The sequence below is a fragment of the Kineosporia babensis genome (assembly GCF_021129305.1).
Lineage (GTDB): Bacteria > Actinomycetota > Actinomycetes > Actinomycetales > Kineosporiaceae > Kineosporia > Kineosporia babensis.
The window spans coordinates 1-21,180 of record NZ_JAJOMB010000042.1; the positions used below are offsets into that span (position 1 = coordinate 1).

General features: G+C 65.6%; 6 protein-coding genes. All 6 read right to left on the bottom strand.

Translation table 11 applies throughout. The features are described 5' to 3' along the window. Nucleotides 1-388: 388 nt before the first annotated feature. Nucleotides 389-2,704: a UvrD-helicase domain-containing protein gene (locus LR394_RS40020; protein WP_231449951.1), complete on the bottom strand. Its 2,316-nt coding sequence runs from the start codon at nucleotides 2,702-2,704 to the stop codon at nucleotides 389-391. Then, nucleotides 2,704-9,309 (bottom strand): DEAD/DEAH box helicase, encoded by a 6,606-nt coding sequence (locus LR394_RS40025; RefSeq protein ID WP_407937213.1) that lies wholly within the window; start codon nucleotides 9,307-9,309, stop codon nucleotides 2,704-2,706. The genes LR394_RS40020 and LR394_RS40025 overlap by 1 nt, the downstream gene beginning before the upstream one ends. Further along, the gene (locus tag LR394_RS40030; protein ID WP_231449952.1) at nucleotides 9,273-14,702 is read right to left on the bottom strand and encodes a hypothetical protein; all 5,430 of its coding nucleotides are present in this window, start codon (nucleotides 14,700-14,702) and stop codon (nucleotides 9,273-9,275) included. Before LR394_RS40030 ends, LR394_RS40025 begins: the two co-directional genes overlap by 37 nt. Then, nucleotides 14,699-17,662 carry a DEAD/DEAH box helicase gene (locus tag LR394_RS40035; protein ID WP_231449953.1) on the bottom strand — a complete coding sequence of 988 codons (2,964 nt, stop codon included), beginning with the start codon at nucleotides 17,660-17,662 and terminating at the stop codon, nucleotides 14,699-14,701. Before LR394_RS40035 ends, LR394_RS40030 begins: the two co-directional genes overlap by 4 nt. 49 nt (nucleotides 17,663-17,711) lie before the next feature. Then, the gene (locus LR394_RS40040) at nucleotides 17,712-18,842 is read right to left on the bottom strand and encodes a serine/threonine-protein kinase (RefSeq protein WP_231449954.1); all 1,131 of its coding nucleotides are present in this window, start codon (nucleotides 18,840-18,842) and stop codon (nucleotides 17,712-17,714) included. Between the two features lie 295 nt (nucleotides 18,843-19,137). Then, complete coding sequence (locus tag LR394_RS40045) at nucleotides 19,138-20,928, bottom strand: hypothetical protein (protein WP_231449955.1); 1,791 nt, start codon at nucleotides 20,926-20,928, stop codon at nucleotides 19,138-19,140. Between the last annotated feature and the right edge of the window lie 252 nt (nucleotides 20,929-21,180).

Here is a 21,180-nt window from a genome sequence, read left to right on the forward strand (position 1 = left end):
GCGAGCAGGACTCCGGCACCGCCACCTGGTGGGAACTGGACGAGGATCTTCTCGGGCGCAGCAGCCCCGTCATTTGATCTGGATCAGTTCGTCAGTTCAGCCGAACTGTGAACCGCCTGTGAGTCTTCAAGTAATTGGCCGGTCTGGAGCGACCGGCACCACCACGAGTACGGATCCCGATCACCCTGAGCGCACGCGTCCCCCGATACCGGTGCTGGACGACAGGGGATTACGCGAGTGCTGACGGTTGCTGCTCACGGACGTCGGTCTTTGTTTGTACCTATTTCTTGGTGCCGTTCGGCTTCCTCGCTATTTGGCCGAATCTTCTTGCCCGCCTCTGACCCCAAACAAGCGGTCACGAATTCAAAGCGTAAGACTGGTCTCTGACTCATCCCTCAACGATCTTGGGCAAGAAGTGGCTGCGCTGCCCGTGCCAGCTGATGGCTAGTGAGTCACGGGCTCTTGTCACTGCGACGAACAGCAGTGACCGGGCCTTGCGGAGCTCCCGCTCGTATCGTTCAGGATCGCTGTCACGGAACCGCTCCAGATAGCGCCGGGGCATGATCCCCTCGCTGACGCCGACCACGGCCAGACGCTCGTACTCGAGCCCCTTGAACCGGTGCATGGTGCCCACGTGGATCATGCCGCTGCCCTTGACGCCGTCCTTGGTCAGCTCCGCGCAGGTCAGGTTCTCCTGGCTGCTGAGGTAGCTGATCACCTCGCCGACCTTGCCGTGCTCGGCAACGCACACCGCGATGCGCCCGGTCGGGTCACGGTCCTCGCTCTTCAACTCCTGACGCCAGGTCTCCAGCGTCGCGGCCAGACCGGCTCGTTCGGCTTCCCAGGAGTCGTACTCCACGAACGTGGGCCGGGGCCCGTGCAGGATCGACCGGTACCCGGCCAGGGTGTCCCGGCCGTCGTCCAGGTCGTCGTAGTCGATGGAGGTGTCGTCGCTGATGGCCAGCGCGTGGGCCAGGATTTCCCGGGTGGTGCGGTAGCTCAGGGTCAGTCGCTGGGACCGTCGGCCACGCACGCTGATGCCCAGTGCGCCGAGGGTGACCTGGTGGTCGTAGATGCGCTGGTGGGTGTCGCCGGCGATGAACAGGTCGTTGGCGCTGGGGGCCACCAGCGCGCGCAGGAGCTTCCAGTGCGCGGCGCGCAGGTCCTGTGCCTCGTCGATCACGACGTGCTGGTAGCGGTAGTCCCGGGCCCGCGCGCCCGAGCTGTTCTCGCCGTCCTGGACTTCGTCCGTACCTGCTCGCAGTTGCTCGACCTGTGCGGCACGGGCCATCTCGTAGCGGGCGGCTCGTTCGGCCGCCTGGCCCCAGGTCTCGATCCCGAGCTTGTCCATCCGCGCGGTGAACTGATCGACGATCTTCCAGATCTCGGCGCGCTCGGTACGGGTGACGCCACGGCCGCGACCTGAGCGGCGCACCTGGAAGTACTCGCTACGGGTGGTCACCGAGTGCCCGAGGATGATCTGGTCCCATTCCTCGAACAGGAACTCCGGCGTCCACTTGTCGTGGCCTACTTCGGCCACCAGATCCTTCATCTCCCGGAGCGCCGCCTGGTCGTCGACCCGCTTGCGGGTAGGCCTGCGGGAGCTGTTCTCTCCAGTGATCCGGGCCGCGAGCTGGTCGATGTGCATGACGTCGACCAGCTCACGCAGCTCCGGTGTCATCAGGGAGGACAGACGCGAGCGCAGATCGGCCGCGAGGTTGGCGGTGAACGTGGTGAGCAGGATCGGGTGGGCGCCGGGGGTAGCTTGGGCGGCGAGCCGCTGGGCCAGAATGTTCACCCGGTGCAGGGCAACGATGGTCTTGCCGGTGCCTGGGCCGCCGGTGACCCGGGCCGGGCCGGAGAAGTCGACCTCGACAACGGCCTTCTGGGTGGGGTGCAGGAAGACCTTCCAGGCGCGGAAGTCTCCCTCCTCGACCACCTGACGGAGGTCGTCGTCCACCGTGGTGATCTTGGTGCGTTCAACGGCGCTGGCCAGGTCGTCCAGGTCGGGAGTGCGATCCAGCGACACCTTGCTGGTGATCTCGGCCCTGACCTCGTCCAGGGGCATTCCGGACGCCAGCCCGTACAGGACGTCCTTGGACAGCATCGGCGCGCCTCTGAGCAGGTCGTCCAGTTCGTCTTCGGTGACGACGGCAAGGGCCAGCGGGATGAGCTGTTCGGCCACACCGAGCTCGCCCAGCTGTTCGGCGGACACGCCCGCCAGCAGCGGTTGCAGGACGGCCACTTCCGGATTGGGGACGTCGGGCTCGGGTTGGGTGGGTGTGGTCTTCTCGGGTTCGGCGGGAGTCAGGGTGATGCCTGCGCGGCGCAGTGCGGTGTCGCCCACCACGGCCAGGTCGACGAACTCGATCTCACCGGTGACGCGGTTGATCGCGACCTGCAACTGCTCGTAGACCTCCTTACGGGGACGCACAGCGATGACGAGCCAGTGGTTGCGCGCGTTCGGTCCAGCACCGACCGGGATCATCAGGGCCCGGATGTTGCGGGTGACCTTGGCCCGCCAGATCCGCGAATCCCCCTTGAGCTGCTTGAGGTCCAGTCCAGGCTGGTCGGGGTTCTGCCGGAACTTGTGGCAGAAGTCGTAGAACTCGGCCTTGACCGTGTTCTCCAGCTTGTACAGCTCGTTCTCGGCCTTGTGATGCAGGTCGATGCGGGCCCTGGTCGAACCGGTGTGCTTGCTCATCAGTGGTGGGTCTCCAGGTCGGGGATCAGCTCAAGCAGTTCGTCCAGGCGGGTCAGCCAGTCGCCGGCCGCGGCCACGGTCCAGCCGTCGTCGCGGTAGGCGCGGTCGCGGTTGGTCTGCTCTGTTGTGGGGTCGACATCTCCGCCGGCGACCACGGCGATCTTCGGGTCAAGGTCATCCCAGGCCAGTTCGGCGATCCAGCGTGCCTTGCCGAGTTCGTAGCCGAAGACGGGTGCGGGCTTGCCCGCTTCCCAGAGCTTCTCGGCCAACTCGAGCAGGCCGGGAATGTCGTCCGACTCGTCCCGCAGAATGGGCAGGATGTCCTTCTCCCAGAGACTGTCACGGGCCTTGGTGCTACTCGCCAGCTCGGGGGCCGCTTTCGCGGACGGCACGGCCGTGGTGACGGCCATGGTCTGGGTCTCGAAGTCCTTGGCGCTGCTGGCCGCCAGCTGGATGCCCTCTCCCCCGCCCGCGTGCAGGAACTGGGTGAGGTTGGTCAGGTACAGCCAGAACCGCCACGCTGACAGGGCTTCGGCGTCGGCCAGACCTGTGTCGGTGTCGTCCAGGACGGCCACGCTGGACCAGCGTGGTGATGCGGGGTCGGCAGCGTTGAGCATGGTCAGCAAGACCAAGCCTCCCGGCATACGGGAACGGAACAGGTTCGCGGTGGCAGGGTTCTTACCGATGGGCGTTGGCGGCTTTCCACCGTCGGAAAGCACCTTCAGTTCAGCTGCCAGCCCAGTGGCCAGGTCAGCCCCGCTACCGAAGGCCACCAGCTGGACAGAGGGGAGCTTGAGCAGTCCGGCTGCCAGTCCCTGGGCCCTGGACTTCCAAGTACGGACGTCGGGATCGCGCAGGTAGGCGGTCAGGCTGCTCACGGGGTTGGTCAGGACGGTCACAGAGAACTTGGCCAACTCACCGCCGAAGGCTTCCACCGCTTCCTTGGCGTAGTTCCTGGAGCTGGGCGGGAGCATCTCCCACACTGGCGGAACCCCTGCCTTGGCCGAGGTGTCGCCCTGCAGTTGGGCCAGGTCGTGCCAGGTGATCTGGAAGACCACATCGCCATTACGCCGTAGGGCCGAGCGCAACTGTGCGTCCCGGGCGATGTTGTTGTGGTCCTGGGTGGCGTGGAAACGGTGTCCGTCGAGGTAGACGTGGACCCGCTGGGTAGGGCCGTCGACCCGGGTGAAGGTGAAGTCCGGCCGGGTCTTGCCGAGGTTCTCCTGCGCGGTCAGTCTCCAGTGGCCGATCTGCTCGCCGGCTGCGAAGCGCAGGTGACCGCTGTGGTGCCCGTCCTCGTCGAAGGAGACCTCGTTGGCCTGCTGCGCCCAGGTCCGGATGTAGTGCAGGAACTTGGCCTCAAGGTCGGACTCGATCTGCTGGTCGAGCCCCACCACGCGAGTGTCCGCAATGGGATCGGTCTGCCAGGCGTCCTCACCCTTGTCGTTGAACAGAAGGTCGCCGATCATCGTCAGCGCCTCGTACCGGGAGACCAGGTCCTGCTTGGACTCCTCGGTGTAGCGGTGCAGGCATCGGTGGCAGGCCCGGCGCATCTCGTCAACGCAGGGGCACACCTGCAGCGCGTCGTAGGCCGCCTGCAAGGTGTCCCGGAACGCCTCAGGGTCGGTCAGTCGGTCCAGGTAGCCGGTCCCGCCAGGTAGTGAGTCGAACAGGACGAGGTACCAGCGTCGTTCCTGACTACTGGCGTCGGGCATCGAGGCCAGGGTGGTGTCCAGGTGCTGAGGGTCGCCCTTGAAGTGCAGGTCCACACCCATGCGCAGTGCCGCGCGGAAGCTGTTCACCCGGACCTCGACGTCAGCGGTCGCGGCCGGCAGCAAAATACGCAGGGCCTCGGTGCGCAACTCGTGGGCCAGCAGCACCGGTTCCTGACTGACGTCCTTACCCCGCCCACGGCGCAGCGGGCACCACGGCCGATGATGCTTCAGGGCAGGGTTACGCGCCTGAGAGCTGTCCAGCGCATCCGCGTCATGGTCGAAAACGGGCTTGCCATCGGCTGTCGCGGCACCGCAGGCCGTGCAGACATGGAACGGGTTCAGTCGGACGTCGTGGCCCGCAAACTTGTCCCGGGTCGGAGCGTCGAACCGCTGGGGGCCGACATTGATCCGCCGGATCATAGCTGAACGGCAGTAGTCGGCTCCGAAGGTGCCGTGCCGGTGACGCCAGGAGCCCTTTTCGATGGCCTCAGGGGGGAAGTCGACCGCGTCCACCACCGAGTAGAAACGACGGTCTCGCTCATCCCGGTCGTCCCGGATCCGTGCGTCCTCACGACGGTCCCGAGACGTCACCGTCACCGGTTCCAGCACCTGGAACAAACAGGAGCCGTCGTCCGCGATCCGCCCTGAGTTACAGCGCGGGCAGGAACTGCGGTCGTTGGCCGCATCCTCGGTACGCACATGCCCGCAATCCGGGCAGATCCGCCAACTCTGCCAGGCCCGGTGGCCCCCGGTGAAGATCTCGACACCGGTGACCTCATGCCGGTAACCGTTGACGTAGAACGTGTTTCCTGGAGCCAGTTCCTGAAGGGCGTAACGGCGAGGACGTTCGTACGTCTCAGTCTTCGACTGGTACTTGGGCTTGTCCGCGGATCGCTCCTCCCACCACAGCGTGGCCGCCAAAGTGGTGGTGGAATCGATCAGGGCATAGTTCGGCAGCAGCCCCAGGTCGCACATCGCCTGCTGCGCAGCCGTCTCGCCGATCTCAGCCAGCCTTCGGCCGACACCGGAGCGCTCGGCCCCCAACTCGGCCCGCGTCTGCTCCCGTTCCGGATCGTCGCCCTGCAGTTCGGCAACGGCCTGGTCGATCAGCGCGATCCGGTCCCGCAATGCCTGCTGGCGCCCCTGCCATTCACGCTCGGCCTCCTCCAACGCACTGCGCAAGCCGTGCGTCGCGAAATCGACCAGCGCAGCCTTGGCCTGATCGTTGACGCCCGCCGGGAAGAGATCCAGGAAACCCTTGACCAGGTCATCGGCCTGAGCAGTGGCGACAGCCGAGATGTCCACCAGGTATCCGGAAGGCCCGAACAGCGCAGGGGCACTGCGGGGCAGCGCTCGCAGCACGATGCCGTCGGTGCGGATCAAGCGTCCCGCTGCTGCCAGATCCAGAATGTGCGCAAGGTACTGCCGACGCAGGATCTCCACGGCGGACAGGAACGTTCCCGGTGGCACGATCTCGCCGGCGATCAGTTCGCGAGGCTGCTCCAGGAAGTACAGATCCCTCCGGCTGCGTCCCGGGATCGTCAGGAGAAAGGCGTTTCCCGTCTTGCGCCCGGCCCGGCCCACCTGCTGGGCATAGTTCGCGGGACGCCGCGGCAACGCAGCAAGGACGACGGCCGACAGGTCCCCGATGTCGATGCCCAGTTCCAGAGTCGGTGTGCAGGACAACACGTTCGGGTGAGTGGGAAGCGTCCGTTCTTTGAAAGTCGTTTCGACCTTCTCTCGTTGTGCGCGCGTCAGCAGCCCGGTGTGTTCAGCCGTCACCACCTGGTACGGGCCCGCCGTGCTGTACAGCTGACGGTAGTAGTCCTTGGTGTAGTCCCGCTCCCGCACGTGAACGTCCGACTGTTCCCTGCGGTCCCCAGCCACAAGACGCCCACTACAGCGATAGGACGGGCACGGCTGCTGATGCCACTGCCCGAGCAGTTCCGGGTGCACCGTCTGCTCCCAGAAGCACCGCGGGCAGCGCACATACGCAACCCCGACCTCGTCGTCCGTCAGCAAACGGGCCTCAATGTGACCAGGCATCAAACCGTACACACGGGCCGACGAATCATTAGGGACGCGTTCAGCAAGGAGTCCCAGCCGGGTCAGCTCAGGCAGCAGCGCCGACCAGAATCCGGCCGCCTGAGCACGCGTCAGACCAAGGCAGCGCTGCACCCAGCGCTCGTACCAGGACAACCGACCGGTGGCAGCGTCAAACTCGCTGCGCTCCTTCGACTGAAGCAGAAGAAAGGACGGTGCAGCAACCCGTTTCGGGAACGCGCGCATACCTTCCGGACGCTTGCCCCAAATGAAGTACCGGCTCGTACCGGCCTCGTTGAGGTATCCGTTCAACCAGGTGTGCATGACCGCACCCCGGGTCCGCAGGCGCTCCAGGAACACCCGTACCAACGCGAGACGCCGCGCGTCGTCTACGTCCTCGGGCCAAAGACTCTCGTCCATGTGCTCGGCGTGCAGGCGAGCGACCACCTCGACAAGCTTCTGCGGGTCCGGGATCCGCACGTGAGCCGCCGCGGTCCGGGTCAGTTCAAGGGTACGTCCGTTGCGTGAACGGAACCCGAACTCCATAAAAGTGTCGAAAGCCAGCCTCTGCCCGACCAGGTTCCAGGCGGCCTGCGGCGTGCGCCCCTCACCGGACAACAACCGGTCAACGCCCTTGATCCCGTGCAGGTCCGGCGCCACCACCGCGCCCAGCACGTCCAGATCGGTGGCCGCCTCAACCACGTCCCCGATCAGGTCGTTGAGGGTGATCGACCGATCATGGTGCAGCTTGGCCACCAGCAGGGCCCGCAGCGAGAAGGTGAACGACCGGTTGGCGACGAACCCGGCCCGGTGCGCGGCATCCTGCACCGAGTCGCTGAACATCAGCGTCTTGTCCTCACCGGCCGCGCGGTCCAGCTCCCCGCCGGTGAACAACTGCGTCATCGCCGCCGAAGCCACAGCAGCAGCGCCGGTACCGATGTACCGAATGGCGTTGCGCTCGGAACAGGCCGGGCACCAGTCCTCACGAGCAGCGGTATTGGCGCTCCCGCCCCCGTTGTAGGCCAGCACGAAAGCCGAGTCCTGCGGCAACCCGTTGACGAAATCCTCGGCACGGATGGGCCTCAACCGCTGCGCCACCGTGTCCAGCACCAGAGCGCTTCCCGCGCCCTCCGAGGGCTTCACCGACAGCGCGTCCTGCGCCTCCTCGTCCGTTGCCGCGATGAGGTTGCGAACCCGGACCTTGTCCTGCCCGGCAGACGAACGACGGATCTTCACCGTGTCGAACTGCACGTCCGCGTCGTCACTCTCGGGTGAGAACACCGCCCACCCTGAGCGTCCGCAAGCACGGCAGTACACCGCCGGCAAGAACACATTGGCCGTATGCGCCGCAGTGGCCGTGGTTGCCGGTGCCGGCCGATCACCATCAGCCAGCACCATCCGGCCGGTTCCAGCCAAATCCCAACGAAACTCAGCCGCAGGCCAGGGCAGAACACCCCGAACCAGCCGGGTCACCGACCGGGCCCACTGGTGAACCTCGACGTTGACGAAAGGACGCTCGTAGCCCTCAGGACCGACCACCCGGGCATGAGACAGCAACGCCACGAACCGGGCCAGCGCAGCCGCGACCTGATCGGGCCGCTGCGCAATCTCCTGCGACCAGCTACCGGCACCGTGCCGCCAGATCAGACCGAGAATCTCCTCGTTCGTCCGCACCTGCCCGTCAAGAGCGATCAGCAACGCGCGAGTCAGGCTGTGCTGCTTCAGCACCGCTGCCAGCTCGACCGGGCTCAGTTCCTTCTTGCCTGTGACCAGCTCCACCAGCGCCGCCATCGCCTCCGAGCCCTGCCCCGGATCGGGCAGCCCGAGAATCAGGTCCGGAGACGGGAACGGCAGAGGCTCCAACGCACTGGCCGGAACGAACTCGTCAATCGAGAGACGGTTCTCCCCCACCACCGCATCCGGCGTGAACGTCGTCCCGAAAACCTCCCCGGCCACCTCCAGCAACTGCTCAGCGCCATCGGAACCCTGCCCGCTGGCAAGCGTGGCCGACGTGGCCACCGGGCAGATGTCCCCCAGCGGCCGCCCAGGCCGCGACGCCCCCACCACCGCGGCCAACCGCCGCAGCAACATCGCCATATCGGTGCCCTGCGCACCGTCATAAGTGTGAAACTCGTCCACCACAATGAACTTCAGCGCCGAGTCCTTCCACAACGACGCATCGTCCGAACGCTGCAGCAGAAGATCGAGCATCTTGTAGTTCGTGATCAGGATGTCCGGCGGACTCACCTGCATGTCCGAGCGCTTGGTCAGCAACCGCTCGTACTCGATGCTCCCCCGGTCCCCGATGTAGAGACCTGCCGTCACCCGCCCCAACTCGGCATGATGAACCTTCAACAGCGAGTCGATCCGCTCCGCCTGGTCCGTGGCCAAGGCGTTCATCGGATACAGCAGAACCGCCTTCACTCCAAGGCGCCCAGCAGCCTTCTCCCGCCGGCAATGATCCAGCACCGGATACAGGAACGACTCTGTTTTTCCCGACCCCGTCCCCGTCGTCACCAACGTCGGCAAAGGCTCCCGCCCACCCACCGTAGACAACCGAGCAAACGCCGCCGCCTGATGCGCATGCGGAGTCCACCGCTCCCGCCGCCACTCCAGATGCTGAACCCAATCAGCCGGCGCAGACGCGAACGGCGTCCGAATCCGCAGGAACGGCCCCCGGAACATCCCCGAGACCTCATCCCCGAGGAACCCGTGCAGCGCCTCCCGCGCCCCCTCGTCCGCCAACGCGTACGTCGTCGAGAGGTACTGCAGCAAACTTTCCTTCAGCGAACGAGCCTCAAGGGTCGGCCTCACTTCTTCGGCACCTCCCGGCGCTCGGGATCCCACTCGCCCCGGGCGATGGCATCGTTCAGGCGGGCAGTGAAGACTGCGTGGGCCTCGCGCATCTCGGCTTCGCGGTCGGCCTTGTAGAACGGGGCCACATATCCCTCCGGCGGGGAAAGTTTCTCAGGATCCTTGAGGTAGGCCTGAAAGGCGCCCCAATCTTCCTTCTTCTGGCCATACCCCACCGTGTACGGGTGGCCCGCGATCTTGTGCCCCTGAGCATCGAACCAGGTGACCTGCTCGAAGTCCTGCAATACCGGATAACGTGCCCGGTAAGCAGCGACAAGAGCATCAGCGCTCATACCGATCCACACCGCGACGAGTGCATCGAGTTCCACCAGCGCAGATCTCCGGGACCGCTCGGTCCGCAAGGGAATTTCGCCGCTCCAGGATTCATCGACATCGCTCAAGCGTGGTAACCCAGGCCACTGGCACGCCCACTCCTCCGACCGCCAAGCCGATTCATACGAACCTTTCCACAAGTCTGCATATGCGTTCGTCAGACAGTTCAGGCGTAGCGACCGAAGGAGGAGCGAAGAAGCCAAGGGATGCCCAGAATCGGGAGCGGGCATGATTCTTGCCCCCGTAACCTGGAGATCCCCTCGCCCAGTCGACCTGAGGAAGTAGTCGAGGGGAAGGCTCGCCCAGAAGCCTGCGACCATCGCGGTCTCGCCCGGACTTGCAAGCGCCAGCGAATGAACCATGTGAATGTGCGAGGCTCCCGGCGGCACGAGTGCCGCATACAGGGCACGCTCTGTATTGGGCGCGATCTGGCGTCGCCAGGCCAGCCGGTAGAAGTCGAGACTAGACCGGAAGGATCGCGACCTCAGGAGCGAGGCAATCTCATCGTCGGAGACAGCAGACTCGGGCTTCGACACCGCCTCAGCAATCTCCGCCCTGGCTTCCGAGACGACCTTCGGATCAGCGAGAAACGAATCCAGCACTTGGTAATCAAGCCAGGAGTCATGAGCTGATCGATAGGTCGCAACATCAGCGCTGCGCACATACTCGGTCTCGGCAACGGCGTCGGCACCGAGCAGCTCCAAGTTCAAGCCGTTCATCGGCCGCCCGTCGACGTTCTGACTCGGCTGCTTGAACATCGGATTGGCCACACCAAGCTGCGGACCTTTCAGAATGACTTCCTGCCAAGCGGTAGGCCTCACGGCCCTACCACTTGCGACTGGTGCGTTGTAGTCGATCAAGCCAAGTGACTTGGCACCGCTCTCCTCAAGCCCTCGACTGATCCGTGGGTGCAGGGCAGCCATTCGGCTCGGATACTCGGCAAGAGCCTGCAGCGCATCGGCTTCCTCAGTACTCACAGGAAAGAGCAGACGCGCTTGCGAGGTCGGAGCTTCGTCTTCTAAGAGTCGGCGCCACACTTCCAAGACATCGGGACTCACCTGAACAACACGGGCCTGGTGGGGACGCTCGTCCCAGTCACCACCGTGACGGACACTAGGAGCGGGGGCAGAGCCGTTGTCCGATGCTGACAGCCGCAAGGCTTCCGTTGAAAAAAGCCATGACAAGTGCTGGAAGGAAATTTCACCGATCGACCCGTAAATGTGCACCCCGAAGTGCGTGTGTCTCCCAACGGGATGGGGAAAGAATCGATTTCCCGCATTGACGAAGTCCCCGTGGACCCGCAAGCGCCGATAAGCCGCCTCTCGCAGGTACATCTCCTTGTCACCACTGAAATGTGTGTCCGGATGCAACATTCCAGCTGTCCCTGTAGCGGACATGTGCCTCCAGACCTGCTGCATAAAACCCCGATACAAATCTGGTTGGGTCCCAGCCAGCAGTTCGTACATCTGCGGTGAACTCAACAAGCCGACTTGGGCTAGGGTGCTCACCAAGTCGTCCCCAGCGCTACCAGCGACAGCCTTCTGAACAAGAGTCTTTTCCACTCGATCGGACTTCTCCGACGCCGAGGGTTTTTCGATCAGCTCGAACCACGGATCGTGCTCAGCGAGCACCGCATCCAAGTCCCATCGCGGCCGCACCCAAGGTGGGTTGCCAACCTGTAGATCGAACCCACCTCGTCGAGCGAATGTCAGCGCGAATTCTAGTTCCCAGTGCAGGAAACCCTGCTTCTCTGCGATCTCCTGCACCTGCCCCAACCAGGGAAAGCGCTGCTCCGGATCACCGCCCACCATGCCCATGAAGCCGGGCAGCGTCTCCTCGTAGGTGCTCAGTTCGTCCAGGCTCTTGAACTGGGCGGTGAGCATCTCGTCGCTGACGTCTGTGGTGCCGAGCATGGCTTCGAGGAAGTCGAGCCAGTCGGCGAAGTCCTTCAGCGGGATGATCGGCCGTAGCTTTGGCACCTTGGGCTTTGGCGGGCCCGACTGGCCCTTCTTCTTGACTGGAGTTGGCGCTGCAGATGGCACGTCGACCTCGTCGATCGCCATCTGGTCGCCTTCCATAGCGAACAGGCGAGGTGCGCCGAGTGAGATGACGGGAGCTTGCTCGGGGATGACCTCGACGATTCGTGGGGCCACTGGCGCGGGCGGGACCGAGTCCGGAATGGCTTCTGCAATCGCCTGCCTCTCCTCGCCTGCGAGCGCCAGAGTGGTAGCAGTTACTTCTTTAAAGAGCGGGTCCGTGCCGTCCAGCAGACCGACGTCTTCCAAGGGCCAGAACCACAGGGCGCACCATGCGTCCATGACCATCTTCAGTCGCCAGTAGGGTGTTTCGGCGGCGTTGAAGAGGTCGTCGAGGATCTTTTCCTTGGGAACAACCTGCTCCGGCTGGAGCATGAAGGAGAACTCGTCCTGCGTCTGGTCGGCTCCCCAGACGTCGATGCGGCGGGCGACCTCGCGTTCAGAGATCTCCATGCGCTGGATCACGAGGTGCCAGAGGAACTCGACGCGGCGGGCCACCTCGCGCAATCGAGTGAACTGGGGCTTGGGATGCGTGCCCTTGGGCACCTTGGTCAGAGGGCGTTGCAAGATTCCCTTACGCCACGCGGCCAGATCGGCGAACGCTTCTGGGGCCAGCTTCTTGGCGAGCGCTGTTTCCTTCCCGGTGACCACCGCTCCCCAACCCGGACTGGGCAGCAGGAACTGGTGGATGGCGTCCTCTGGTAGTTCTTGGGGTTCGCCGTCTTTGAGGAAGGGCAACGGTGTGGGGCCGAGGCCGTTCTTGGCTTTCAGCCAGGCCTTTTCGGTGGAGGCGACGTCCTCAGCCGAGTAGACGGCGCGGCGGGCGCCGAAGAGGGAGTTGCCTCGGCGCAGGTGCAGGCCGAACCAGGGTGCCTGCATTCCGGGGTGCATGGTGTTGAGCCAGAGCGAGACCTCGGCGAGTTCGACGCCGGTGGGGTTGAGGTCGACGCCGTAGGCGTTGTGCAGGGCGATGTAGGCCTTGACCTTCTGCTTCTCGGTCAGGACGTCGCTGGTGGGGATGGAGGTCTGGAGTTCGTCCTGGCGGCGGCGCAGGTATTCCTCGGCGAGCTGGTTGATGGCCTCGTTGAGGAAAGCGCCGGAGCCGAGAGCCGGCTCGCAGACCTTGTAGTCGAGGATCTCGGCGGCGCGGGTGCGGATGGTGTTGCCGTTGTCGTCGGTCTTCTGGTCCATCAGGTGCTTGAGGGCCAGTTCGACGGTGACCTTGGTGAGGGATTCGGGGGTGTAGTAGGAGGCGGAGGTTTCGCGTTCGCGGCCGGAGAGTCGGTAGACGAAGGAGCCCTGGGGGTACTTCTTCACGCCGCGCAGGCCGTGGCGGGCGTCTTCGTCGTCGTACTTGACCAGGGTGTCGTCGGGGTACTGGCTCTGGCGGTCGGCGGGGATGAGCCACGATCCTTCTTCGGGGTCGCCCTTTTTCGCGACCTCGCAGAGCTCTTCGGTGGCGATGATGCCGGTGTAGGACATCAGGCCTTCGTAGACGGCGCCGAGCTGGTTGATGCCGAGGTTGCGGTAGGAGATGAAGCCGCCGCGTTCGTTGCGGCGGGCGGGCTTCATGGTCAGCAGGCGCAGGACTTCGTGCAGGGCGCTGTTGCGCAGACGCAGGTCCAGGCGCTGGGGTACGTCGTCCTCGGTGCGGGGGTCTTCGGGGCGGCCGATGATGCGTACGGACGCGGGGTCGAACAGTTGGCTGCGCAGGGCCTCGAAGCGCAGGCCGCGGTCTTCGCTGCGTCGTTTACGCTTGAGGTCCAGGGTTTCGGCGTCGTCACCAGGCTGTTCGTCGTCTGGTTCGGTTCCGTAGCGGCGGTGGCCGGTGTTGACCTTGGTGAACAGGACGTCGAGGGATTCGAAGAGGTGGAAGCCGTTGCGGGCTTCGTCCTCGACGAGTTCGCTGTTGCGGGAGACGATCTCACGCAGGCGGGCGACGGAGTAGCCAGCCTCGTAGCTGCCGTCGTCGGCGGGCAGAATGTGCAGTTCGGGGCGGGCTTCGGCGTAGAGCAGGAACAGGATGCGGTAGAGGTAGCGCAGGCTCTCGCGGGTGAGTTCCTGGGCGAAGGGGATCTTGCGGTCGGCCAGTTCTTCGGTGGTGATGTCGTTGCCGGTCTCGGCCATACGGTGCAGGACCTCGTTGGCGATGATCTCGACCGAGCGGCGCAGTCCCTTGCGCAGGTCCTTGTTCACGCCGACAGCATTGTCGCCGGAGGCCTTCAGCAGGCGGTCCAGGGCGGGGGCCGGGTCGTTGCTGCCGGGACCCAGCATGTCCTGGCTGAACAGGGCTGCGATGGTGGCTAGTTCGCCGTACTGGGCGCGGTCGTTGCGTTCAATCGCAACGTCGAGGGAGGCGGCGAGGTAGCGGCCCTCGTTCCAGGTGTTGCGGTCGGCCAGGACGATGACGCCGCCGGTCAGCAAGAGGACGAATCTGGGCGGCGGCCCGTCGGGGCGGCCGATCTCGCTCTGGAAAAGCCAGCTGGCCAGCGCTGTTCCGGTCTCGTAAGACTCCTGGCCGGTGATCCGCAGGGGATCCAGCAGGCGGCCGGCGCCGGTGGCTTCCACCGCGCCGTCGACCGTCCCGGACCAGCCACAGTCCAGGGCGATGACGCCGTCACCGTGGTAGGCGACCGTCACCTCGTGCTCGCGACCCGAGCGATGGACGGTCAGGGTTGTCGGTTCTGCCTGGAAGCCCAGTGCCCGCAGGACATCCTGGTGCCAGGCCCGCAGAGTCTTGCCCCAGATCGGGCTGCCGTAGGTGAGGAGGTCCTGCTCGACGTCGGAGGCCGAGTCGTCCGTGACCGCGAGCGCCGCCCGCACATCCTCACTCAGGTACACCGAGCGCAGGGTGCGCAGGGCCTCTCTGGCGGTGGGCTGCGTCTCGTATTCGTCGGTCTCCTTGTTGCTCCACTCGGCCAGGATTCCGCGGCGCAGGTCCTGCGGGAGTTGCTCGGCGAAGTAGTGGGCGGCGAAGTACTCGCCACGGTTGGTGATCGAGTCGAATGCGGCGCTCATGCGTGGGTTCCCGTGGGTGTCTGTGGTTCCAGGACGGCCAGGACGCGCAGCATCGGTTTGCCGGCCGGTTCGAGCGAGGCGGCCAGGGCCTGCAGGCGTGTGGCTGTCTCGGTGACGCGCTCGTGCGAGGAGGATTTGGAGACCAGAAGGCTGGTCTGCTGCCAGACTTCAACACGCGTGCGGTACGGATGCAGGATGTCGGCGACCTGCTGGCGATACTGACCGGCCCGTTCGTTGAGGTACTCGGCGGCGGCGTCCACGGCGATCGGGACCTTGGCGCTCAGACCCGGCAGGTCGTGCGGTTGCCGACGTCCGGGCATCCTGGGTCCCAGGCCCAGGCGCTCCAGGACGTCCTGAGTGATCGGCTCGATCTGCGGCGTGCCGGCCAGGCTGGAGACCGCCATCCATTCGATCACGGTCGGGCGGCCCAGCGCGTTGGAGTAGATGCCCTGCACCAGGAACACCGGCTCGTCCACGGCCCCGGCCAGGACGGGGGCCTGGTGTCGGCCCACCTCGGCCAGCACCTTGTCGGTGAGCCAGTCCATCACCGGGTGGATGTCGGTGATGTAGGAGACGTTGGGCCACTGGGTCTTTGTGGTCTCGCGGGCGGCTTTCAGGCGGGCGAGCCCGAGTTGCTCGGAGAAGGTGACGCGCATCCGGCCCGGTTCGTCCTTGCTGGGCAGGATCCGCTGCTCGTCCAGGTAGGACTTGGGCAGGGCCTTGAGCCGGTACAGCAGGTCCGAGGGTGGCTCGAAGGCGATCGTGCCGTCCTCGTCCCTGCGCAGTTTCAGCTGGTCTTCCGGGTTGGGGGTGCAGATCTGGCGCAGGCCCTCGTCGAAGTAGTCGGCACGCGAACCGAACACCGACAGCACGTTGGCCCGTGGCACCTCGTCGGTCTGTGACTCGGTGCCGAGGTTACCCATCAGGTCGGCCAGGAAGGACTGTGCCCCTTGCTTGGAGATGAGGATGGACTGGTCCACGCTCTGACCTGCGATCAGGTCATGGACCAGGCGGTTCTCTTCATCCTTGGCCCGGAAGAGACCGGTGACCGCCTCGGCGGAACCTTCGATGCGGTGGGCCTCCTGCTCACGCAGCAGGAGCTTCTCCCCCACCAACCGGTCGTCCAGGGAACGCGGCTCGTTGGTGGCCAAGTCGGTGCGCCAGGGCAGGTCGCTGGTCAGGATCAGGGCACGGAACTGGGGCGCGTGTTCCTGCCCGTACCGGTCGATCCGCCCGTTGCGCTGCTCGATCCGGATCAGCGACCAGGGCAGGTCGTAGTGGACCAGGAGGTGGCACTGCTGGTGCAGGTTCACGCCCTCGGAGGCGATGTCACCGGTGAACAGCAGACGCACCGGCGCATCGCGCAGCCCGAACTGCTCGGTGATGGTGGTCTGGTCCTCGTCCGAGGTGACCTCGCCGTGCATGACCTGGACGGCACCACCAAAGGCCAGCCACGGGCGTCGTTCATCGGTACTACGGCCTCGACTGAACCCCAGTGCCGCCGGGACCGTCTCGGCCAGCCAGGTCAGGGTGGGGATGCGCTCGGAGAAGACGACCACCCTGGTGTCGCTGCCGGGGCCGACACCCCATTCCTTCAACTGAAGGACGAGTGCCTGCAGTTTGGACGCTTCGTTGTCACCTATGCGCTCGGTGAGCTTGCGCAGTCGGCGTAGAGCCTGCTGTTCTCGCGTCACGGCCCCACCGCGGTCGGAGGTGGCCGCCTCCAGAGTCTTGAGCCGGGTCTTGATCGTGGCCAGCAGGGCGTGGTGCGAGGACAGGAACGACTTCAGCATCTGGTAGGCGATCAGACCGGAGCCGGCCGCGGTCGGTGTCCCCGGGTCGGCCGGGATCCAGCGCTCGATGAGGTCGGCGAAAACATCCTCTTCCCGGCTGGACGCCTCGATCCGCAGCGGCTCGGAGGGCCCCCTGTCCGCCCAGGCGCTGACCAGTCCTTCCCGTACCTCGGCCGTCGTCTTGGATCGGCGGATGTAGAGGTGTTCCAACTGCTGGGGCTCGTACTGGGTCGGGTCGGCGATGGCAGCCTCGTCCAGCAGTCCGATCAGTTCGGCGAAAGACACCGCGTTGCCGTTGTGCGGGGTGGCCGAGGCGAGAATCAGCGCGTCGGTCTTGCGGGCCAGAAGGCGGGCAAGGTCGTTGTTCTTGGTGCCCCGGTTGATCAGGTTGTGGGACTCGTCGATGACCACCGCGTCCCAGTCGGTACTACCCAGGTGAGCGGCGTAGGTCTTGCTCTTGAGGGTGTCCACGGAGATGATGACGCGCTTGAAGTAGGCGAAAGGGTTACGCCCGGCAGGGATCTCCTGCTGCATGCGCTGGATGCCGGTGGAGTCCAGACGCACCAGGGGGATCGCGAACCGCGTCCACATCTCGCGCTGGAACTGCTCCAGGACGTGCTGCGGGCTCACCACCAGGATCCGCTCGCCCCGGCCCCGCCGAATCAGCTCCCCCAGCAGGATGCCGATCTCCAGGGTCTTGCCGAGCCCAACCACATCGGCGATCAGGATCCTGGGCTGCGGAGTCGCGCCGGAGAGCGCCTTCTGGGCCGGACGTAACTGGTAGGCCAGTTCGTCCATCAGGAAGCCACCGCTCATGGCGAGTCCACGTTCGGTCTGCGGTAGCGCCGACTTGCGGATAATCGCTTCGAGATACAGACGCGCCTTGCGGTGGTTCGGTGAATCATCGGCGACCAGCCGGGTATCGCGCGGGTCCAGGGTGTCGATGTTGTCGAGCTTCTCGTAGAAGACCGCGTCCATGCCCCGAACCAGCGGGGAGACACCCGTGACCTCCACCATCGCGCCGTCGTGGCGAGTCATGGTGACAGCTCGCACCATCCACAACTCGTCACGCACCAGCACCTGCGAACCGGCGGCGAAACCGCCGCCTGCCGCTTCCTCCACCGCCGTTCCCTGGCCGGTTTCCTCCGCCTGGGACTGGACGGTCATCGCTCTTGCTCCCCTGTCGTCATGTCACCAATACACATCCGAACCCGGCTCATAAACCGGGCCGGGCCGCATACTCAGACCGTAACCTCTCAGCTACGCGCGTCGACGGCAGGACCCGGCGGACTGACGACTTCGCCGGCTTCTCGCCCTCGGAACCGGACTCGTTCTGTGAGTCCTGTGACCCCGGTTCATCAGTCAGAACCATGTCGCCCTGATCCGTGGTGTCTGGTTGATCAGAGATCAGCCAGTTCTTCGCCTTCTGGTCCCACGGCGGCGGCTCCGGCTCGCGCATTACAGCCGCAGCGCTTTTCTTCACGTGGGCGATCAGTGCCTGCCGAGCCTCCCACGGCTTGACCCCGAACTCCTTGAAGAGACCGGCGCACACGTCGACGACGTCAGCGAGCGCAGGCCGTTCCCAGACGTTGCGAGCCAGCATGGACGCGATCAGTGGCCGCAGCGGGGCGGGCACGGCAGACACATCCGGGTTCGCATCGGGGTTCTTCAGATGGCCCAGCACTTCAATGAGAGAGGCCTCGCCCCAGGGGTACCGGCCCGCAGCCGCGTACAGCAGAACGGTACCCAGCCCGTAGACGTCCGTGGCTGTCGTCAGCTCAAGGTCGCCCACGGCCTGCTCGGGGGCCATGCACATGACCGTGCCGATGAGCTGGCCGGGGGTGGACAACGAGTCCTCGGCAGGCTCGACGAAGGCCCCCAGCCCGAAATCGATGATGATCGGGCCCTCTGCGCCCAGCATGACGTTCTGCGGTTTGAGGTCGCGGTGCAGCAGTTTCACCCGGTGGACAGCGTCTAGGCCCTCGGCGAGCAGGGCCGTCACACTGGCCACCAGGGGCAGCTCCAGCGCTCCGTGCTGACCGACGAAGTCGCGCAGGGTCAGGCCCGGCACGTACTGCATGGACATCCACGGAGAGTCCGCGTACGGATCTGCGTCCAGGAACCTGGCCACCCGGTTGGTTCCGGTCAGGGTCTGGGCGATCTTTGCCTCACGCTCGAAGCGGGCCCGGGTACCGGGGTTGAGCTGGTCCCTCTTGATGCGTTTCACCGCAGCCGGATCACCGGCGGCGGAGAACCCCAGGAACACCTCGCCCATCCCGCCATGCCCAAGTCGGCGGTCGACCTGGTAAGGCCCGATCGTGCTGGGTTGCTGCTCGGAAGTCGGCACCGGCTTCAGATCCGACGAGCAGATCCGGAAGCGGCCGCTGAGGTCCTCGTCCCCGCGTCCCCGTGGCCAAATCCAACCGCTTCGCTCCTCGAGCGCATCCGCATCCTTCCGACTACCCGCAACCCCGTACAGACCCGCATCAGGTGGGCCCAGAGTAGTCGTACCGCTGCCCCGGCGAGTCATCCCTCGGTGAAGACGCGCCAGCCCGGTGTGAGAAGGAAGAGCGATCCGGCGGGAACTTCCGTGGACAGGTCGAATGCCTCTGGGCAGATGGCCCGTTCGGCACATGGATCGCCTAGTCATCAAGGCTGTTCACCGGCACTGGCATGCCCGAACCGGTGAACATGGCGTTCGTGGTCGCCCGTTCGAGGTCGTCGAGCGAGGCCGCCAACTCGCCCAGTGTCGTGCGGTATCCCTGGATGGCCTCCAGCGCCTTGTCCCACTCGTTCAGCAGGCCTGCCGGTGGCGGTGCGACGGAGATGGAGTCGAGCGATCCGGCCGCAGCATCGCCCAGACGCCAGGTGATCAGGGCAGCCAGCACGCGTGGTGTCCACAGCGGCCTGCCCTGCTCGGTGATCCGGACGATCTGGTTCGGACGATGCACCAGTGCTCCTCCCTCCAGATCGGCCCGGGCGCTGGTTGCGTTGGCATCCTCGAAGGTCACCACAACATCCCCGGCGAGACTGATCTCCCCGGCGCGTGGGGGGATCAGGACCTGCAGGTCCGCGGTCTGCCCGCGCCTACGCGAGCCGATCGGACTGCGCCGGGCGGGCCGGTAGGACTCCTGGCTGATCCGCCGCAACTCTTCGGCCCGCTCCTTCAGACCGCTGCTGCGGCCGAGGGCCTCCAGCAGCCCCTCGACCGGGACGGGGGACGCGGGCCGGGTGGCCGCCAGTCGGAACTCGCTGGCCAGCAGGTCTGCCTGAGCAATCGTCCGGGTCTGCCCATCGGCTTCGAGTGCCTTGGCTTCGATGGACTGAAGGGCAGTCCGCACCCGCTCCGACGTCAACGGCTGCTGCCGCAGATCCAGCACCGTGGTCTGGCCTGACACCGCTGCGCGGTGCATGACCATGACCGCGGCCGCCCTGTCTACGGGTCCCCGGATCAGTCCCGGGAGATGGAGCACCGCGCTCAGAGTGACTTCTCGCAGGAGTGCTGCGCGACGGCGGCCAATATCGCTGGTGGCCGGGAGGTCACCGACCATCGACTCACGTGGGCCGGCAACCACCAGCTGTCCGCCCGGCCGCAGCCGCTTGAGCAGGGCATCCAGCGCCACCACCATGCTCCGCGGATCCGAGTCCAGCGGCAGGAGCGCCACGATCCGGTCAGTCGGGCCCAGCAGCGCCTTGTCAGTATCGGTGATCCGCAGGAAGAGCGTGGTGGAACGACCATCGGCGGCGAGATCACGCTGCAGCCCTTCCAGACGCAGGTTGACCAGCGTCCGCAAGAACGGTTCGTCATCATGAGCCCGGATCAGCAGCTTCTGCGTTCCCGTCGCGCGCTCGGCCATCGCCCGGGCAACCGCAACCAGCAGGTCGCCTTCTCGCGCTGCTGGATCATGGAGCTCCACCTGCCCTTCACCGGGCTGGACCAGACCAGCAATCAGCTCGATCGCCTCAGGGCGCAGCTGATCCCAGGCTTTCCCGGGGCCGAACAGCGCCGACCGCAGGTCGAGAAGCCTTTCCAGCAGGGTGAATCCTGGCCCGTGAGTGAGGTGATCGACCATCCAGTCGAAGGCCTCCGGAACCCGCTGAACGCCCCCGGATTCACGGTTGACCAGAAGACCCAGCACAACATTCAGCGCAGGCTGCCCGGCATGCCGGCAGACCACCTCCCGGGCGAAGGCGTAGGGATACAAGCGCTCGATGGCTACCCCGTCATCGGCGCGCTCCTGGGCCAGCCAGTCATGGACGTCCCCCAAGGCGAAGAGAGCCGCCTCGCCGGTGCCCCGAACCTGCCCCACCGCCCTGGGAAAGCTCTGCGTCTTCTGCCAGCGAGTCACCGTGGACCGGTCGACGCCGCACGCAGCGGCAATATCGCTCCTGGTCAGGCGCAGAGCAGCCACGGGAACCGCCGTCGAGGTCATGAAAATCTGGCTCCTCCTGAGTCAACCGATACTCAGCGAGCCTAATCACGACCCGTGGCCATCACACCGTTCACGTCCGCAACCGGGTTGCGCATCACCAAGTTGCGGTCACGCCGTCACCACTCGATCTTGGCGCCCTGCCCCAATGGGCACAGCCAGAGGTCGAGCAAACATCAAGCCCTTCACCTACTGCAAGATCACCACGCACCCCGGACGGGCCGCAGTCGCCTCCCTCACGTCGGGCGTGCCTGG